Source organism: Streptomyces sp. NPDC004609, from assembly GCF_042873655.1.
In the GTDB taxonomy this organism is placed as follows: Bacteria; Actinomycetota; Actinomycetes; order Streptomycetales; family Streptomycetaceae; genus Streptomyces.
In genome coordinates this window covers 1-4,237 of the sequence record NZ_JBIALS010000091.1, presented here as the reverse complement: position 1 = coordinate 4,237, position 4,237 = coordinate 1, and the positions used below count along the sequence as shown (strand labels likewise).

At 66.9% G+C, this 4,237-nt stretch carries 5 protein-coding genes and 1 pseudogene; 2 read left to right on the top strand and 4 right to left on the bottom strand.

The window, feature by feature from the left end; genetic code table 11:
- The first annotated feature begins 95 nt into the window (after positions 1 to 95).
- A complete protein-coding gene (locus ACFYT4_RS36070; RefSeq protein ID WP_389279111.1) occupies positions 96 to 338 on the top strand; it encodes a hypothetical protein in 243 nt (80 codons plus the stop codon).
- Positions 339 to 355: 17 nt separating this feature from the next.
- Here ACFYT4_RS36070 and ACFYT4_RS36065 read toward each other — a convergent pair whose 3' ends face one another.
- The 4 genes from ACFYT4_RS36065 to ACFYT4_RS36050 all read right to left on the bottom strand — a co-directional run bounded on the left by ACFYT4_RS36065 (position 356) and on the right by ACFYT4_RS36050 (position 3,476).
- Positions 356 to 850, bottom strand: a complete 495-nt coding sequence (locus ACFYT4_RS36065; protein WP_389279108.1) for a hypothetical protein — start codon at positions 848 to 850, stop codon at positions 356 to 358.
- Between the two features lie 47 nt (positions 851 to 897).
- Positions 898 to 1,359 carry a hypothetical protein gene (locus tag ACFYT4_RS36060; RefSeq protein WP_389279105.1) on the bottom strand — a complete coding sequence of 154 codons (462 nt, stop codon included), beginning with the start codon at positions 1,357 to 1,359 and terminating at the stop codon, positions 898 to 900.
- Between the two features lie 296 nt (positions 1,360 to 1,655).
- Positions 1,656 to 3,032 carry an IS1380 family transposase gene (locus ACFYT4_RS36055; RefSeq protein ID WP_389279102.1) on the bottom strand — a complete coding sequence of 459 codons (1,377 nt, stop codon included), beginning with the start codon at positions 3,030 to 3,032 and terminating at the stop codon, positions 1,656 to 1,658.
- A gap of 123 nt (positions 3,033 to 3,155) precedes the next feature.
- Entirely contained in the window at positions 3,156 to 3,476 is a 321-nt protein-coding gene (locus tag ACFYT4_RS36050) for a hypothetical protein (RefSeq protein ID WP_389279100.1), read from the bottom strand.
- 172 nt (positions 3,477 to 3,648) lie between these two features.
- Between ACFYT4_RS36050 and ACFYT4_RS36045 the strand changes: the two are divergent.
- A pseudogene (locus ACFYT4_RS36045) lies at positions 3,649 to 4,143 on the top strand (glycosyltransferase family 2 protein); the annotation flags it as partial.
- Positions 4,144 to 4,237: the final 94 nt, after the last annotated feature.

Here is a 4,237-nt window from a genome sequence, read left to right as displayed (position 1 = left end):
TGGCCCCGCGGCCGCTACTTGGCGGCTTCGCTGGTGCGGGCGGTGAGCTGGGAGATGCTGGGTAGGCCCAGGAAGACGGGGGACTGCTTCTTCTCTTGCTGGGCTTCGATCTGGGCGATCTTGTCCTCGGCGGCGAGGCTGATGGACAGTCCTTCGACTTCGCCAAGCCATCCTTCGCGTTCGGCTTCGGCGATCCTGTCTTTGAGGTTGTCGCGGATCTCTTCCAGGCGGGGCTTCTCGTCGAGGGTGACGATCAGGACGGGGCAGCGGACGCAGGCTTCTCTGAACTATCGCTTGGTTCCCGCCGAATGAGCTGTCGAGCTCATCCATGCCGGTAGGCGCGGGCCTCACGACTTCAGCACATCTTCCCGATCTTCAATGCTCGCGCCCGCTCTCCACTGTTCTCCGGGCGGATGCGCTCGGCCAGGCAGTGCCGGTGGGAGATGATGGTGTGGCTTCCTGGACCGTCGCTGCTGCGCGAGTCCAGGACGAGGGCGTTTCCACCTGGGCCCAATGTGATCGGTTCACCACAGAAGTCGCAGCTCCAGACCAGCGACTCCAGGTCAGCAGGTCGGATGGTGAGCCGCACTGATACCGGCGGATGCCAGCGGTGGATTTGCTCGATCACTGCTTCGATCTGTGAACCGATGGGTGGAAAGAGCGCGAGTAGTTCGTCGTGGCTGCTCGTGGTCTGGGAGAACTGCTGGATCATGTCGATAGAGGCCGACAGACCAGCGTTCTCGTAACCAACGATCTCAACGAGCACACCCCATGGGTGATGGCTGAGGATCCTGGCCTGCACCTTCTGGCCAGGCATGAGCGCCAGACTCTCCGTCTCGAATCCTTCCATGAACGGCTTCCCCATCCCTTAGCCCAGCGGGCCGCGCCTGGTGGCGCTCATGCGCGCGTGTCGTCGACGTCGGAGCCGATCTCCGCGCTCAGGGCGTGCAAAGCGTCATCGTATTGGTGACGGTCGAACTGGAACGGCCCGAATGCCACATAGTCGCGGGCCTTGCGGTGCGGTTGCTCAAAGGCGTCCCAGGTCACGAAGTCGGCCGTCGCGGTGATGCGGGCCATGAGGGGCCAGCATCCCCACTCGCCGCATTCACAACCGAGAACGGGTGTCTTCGGCCCCATCGTGTTGGTGGACCGTCCGAGGAAGTGATCCTGCATCGGGCCGAACCGGAAGAACTCCGGGATCAGACCGCTGTAGGCGTCGCCTGCGGGCTGCATCCCGGCGGCGATCTCGAACCCGTCGACCAGCTCGGTGAGTGGTGCTCCGTCGATGCGGGGGACGATCACGAGCGGGCCGCCGTCGCCACGGTGCTGGCAGTCGAACCGGATGTCATTGCTGGTCATCCAGTGATTGTGTCAGCGAAGTCGTTCCCTCCGCCTGGGTGGGTTGAGCTGCGGCTATGCGCGGCATGCCGAGGTCGATCGCCGTACCGCCGGAAGTTCGTCGGTCCATCTGAGCAAGCTTGTCTTCGGCTCTAGCCTCGAAGTTTCGTGACGGTCCGCCGACGGAGTCGGTGGACCGTTTTCGTGCCGTGGGCTGAGGCTGTGCAGGCCGAAGACCCGAGTGTCGCCTCGGGATGGCGCCGGATTCCACTGCTCCAGGTGTTGAGGTGCTGTCGAAGGGGCGGGGAATCCGCTGGTCAGCCAGGGTCGGGCAGTTGGATGAGCCGGTCGAGGGCTGCGGTGATGTGACCGGTCCAGGGCCAGTGCCGGGCCAGGCGGAGGATTCGCCGACGGCCGGTGGTCACGAACTGTCCGGCCGCGGTGAACAGGCGGAGCCGTAGTCGGCGGGGCTCCCAGAGCCTGGCCTTGCCGGTCAGGGCGAGCATCGGTATCCAGGCCAGCAGGTCGAGAGCGATCTGCACGATCTCCAGCCAGATCCGGTTCTGGGCCGTGCGGTGCAGGGGCAGGTTGCGCAGGCCGGTGGCCCGGGCGGCGCGGATGCGGTCCTCGGCCCGGGCCCGCAGCCGGTGACGGAGCTCGAGCTCGGCGATCGGCCGGCCCAAGGTGTTGGTGGCGAAACAGGTCAGCCGCATGCCGTCCGCATCCGTGAGCCGCAACTGGGCTCCGGGGTGCGGTCGTTCCTTCCTGACGATCAGCCGCATGCCCTCCGGCCAGCCGTCCAGGACGTCGCCGATGAGTTCAGCGACCCAGGCGCCGTCGCGGATCGCGCCGTCCGCCTCGACGGCCGGCGTCCAGGCCGATGCCGGAACCTTCAGCACATGCTGGTGGACCTGCTCGGTGATCACCATGCCGACCGAGTAGGACAGCCACCGTCCCCGCCGGGCGATCCAGGCGACGAAGTCGTGGGTGCCGCCCGCGGAGTCGGTGCGGATCAGGGTCCGGCGCCCGCGCCGGTACTTCTTCGGCAGCTGGGCCAGGGCCAGTTGGGCGGCGGTGATGTGGTCGGTGGCCGTGTTCGATCCCGCGTTGCCCGGTCTGAGCAGGGCCGTGACCGGTTCACCCGTGCCGCCCGGTCCGTGGTCGACGAACCCCATCAGGGGGTGGTGGCCGTAGGTTCGCTTCCACGTGGGTGCGGCGTCCTCCTTCTCCGAGTGCGCGATCACCAGCACCCCGTCGAGGTCCACGGTCACCGTCCCGCCCGCGTCAGGCGCATCCCGGTCGGCCAACCGCCAGACATGTCGGCGGACTTCAGCCCGCGCAGCACGGATGGCCCGCAGCGCTTTCTCCCCGGAGACTGCGAGGGTGTCGATGAGGCGGGAGACCGTCGGGTCGGAGGCCACCGGCCCGAACACGGCCGGCTCGGCCCTCAGCATGGCGACATCCGCGAGGCAGTCCCCGCCCAACGCGACCGCCAGGGCCACGTCCAGCAGGATTTTGCCCGGATCGTGCACTGCCCGAGCCTTCCGCCACGGCGTCAGCGCCGCTGATATCGCAATGTCCAAGCCGGCCCTGCGGACCGTCTCGACCAGCAGCACGCCTCCGGCCTGCGAGACCACCGCCCGGCCGCCGCCCTCGATACGGACACGCGGGTACGACCCGATACGCTTCTTCACCTGGAGAGTGCTTCTTTCCGTGCAGCCAACAGGACCCTAGACAAGTCCCATCGTTGCAGGTCAGAAGCACTCTCCATCTATCTGATCAAGACCCGGATCAAGCCCGCTCGCAAGGGCGCGAAGTCAGCCGTTTTCCCGGCCCGGCAGGGGCGCGCCCTCCAGGAAGGCGTGATAGGTCTCGACGGCTTGCGGCTCGATTTCAGGGTCGGAGGGGCCGTAGCGGGTGTCGGTGCGGTCCCGCTTCGGCCCGGAGACCCAGAACTCCTCGTTGGTCTGCACGTCGTAGAAGTTCGCATCGAACATCCCCCCTGCCCGGCGCAGTGTCCTCCCGCGAAAGTACGCGGTGCTCCAGGTTTTCGAGAAGTCCACCCACCCGATCCACGAGGGTCCGCGGTCGGTGTTGTAACCAGTCTTCAACTGCACGAACATGAGACGTCGAGGCATACGCTCAGGGTCCTGCACAGACCGCACCCGTGACCAGTCATTTTGCGGGCGCCTACGATACCCGCGGCACCGCCGACAAGGGCTCGGACAGGTGGGTACGGCCCGATGCGCTCGTTCACCCGGAGAGTGCTTCCTTCCTTGCAGCGGACAGAACCTCTGACAAGTCCCATCCTTGCAGCCCAGCAGCACTCTCCGCTTATCTGATCAAGACCCGCACAATCCCGCTCGTGAAAGCCCGAGGCTGACAGACCCCTACGTGCTTGCCAGGCTCGCCGCCACCCTGCAGCGTGACCCCGGCCTCGCGTACGTGCAGCCCCGCATCGCTGATCCGGACACGGGCGTCACCTTGCGCCGCTGGGTGCCCCGGCTGCGTGCCTCCGACCCGGCACGGCCCGGTGACGTGACCGTCATGGCCGAAGGCGTCGTCATGATCCGCCGCAGAGTGTTCGACGCCGTCGGAGGCTGGCCCGGCCACTTCTTCCTCTACCACGAGGGCATCGACCTGGCCTGGCGGCTCTGGAACCACGGAGGAACCGGCCGCTACCTGCCCGACATCGTCGTCCATCACCCAGCAACCGACCCAGCCCGGCACACGGCGTTCTACCGGCCCAACGCCCGTAACCGAGTCTGGCTCGCCCGCCGGAACCTGCCGCCACTGCTGGTGCCGGGTGTGTCTGAAAGATCGTGTAAGTCCATGATGTGACAGCCTGGCCTGGGGCTCGGCCTCGGGCTCTCGGGCCGGGCGGATCGGACGAGTCATG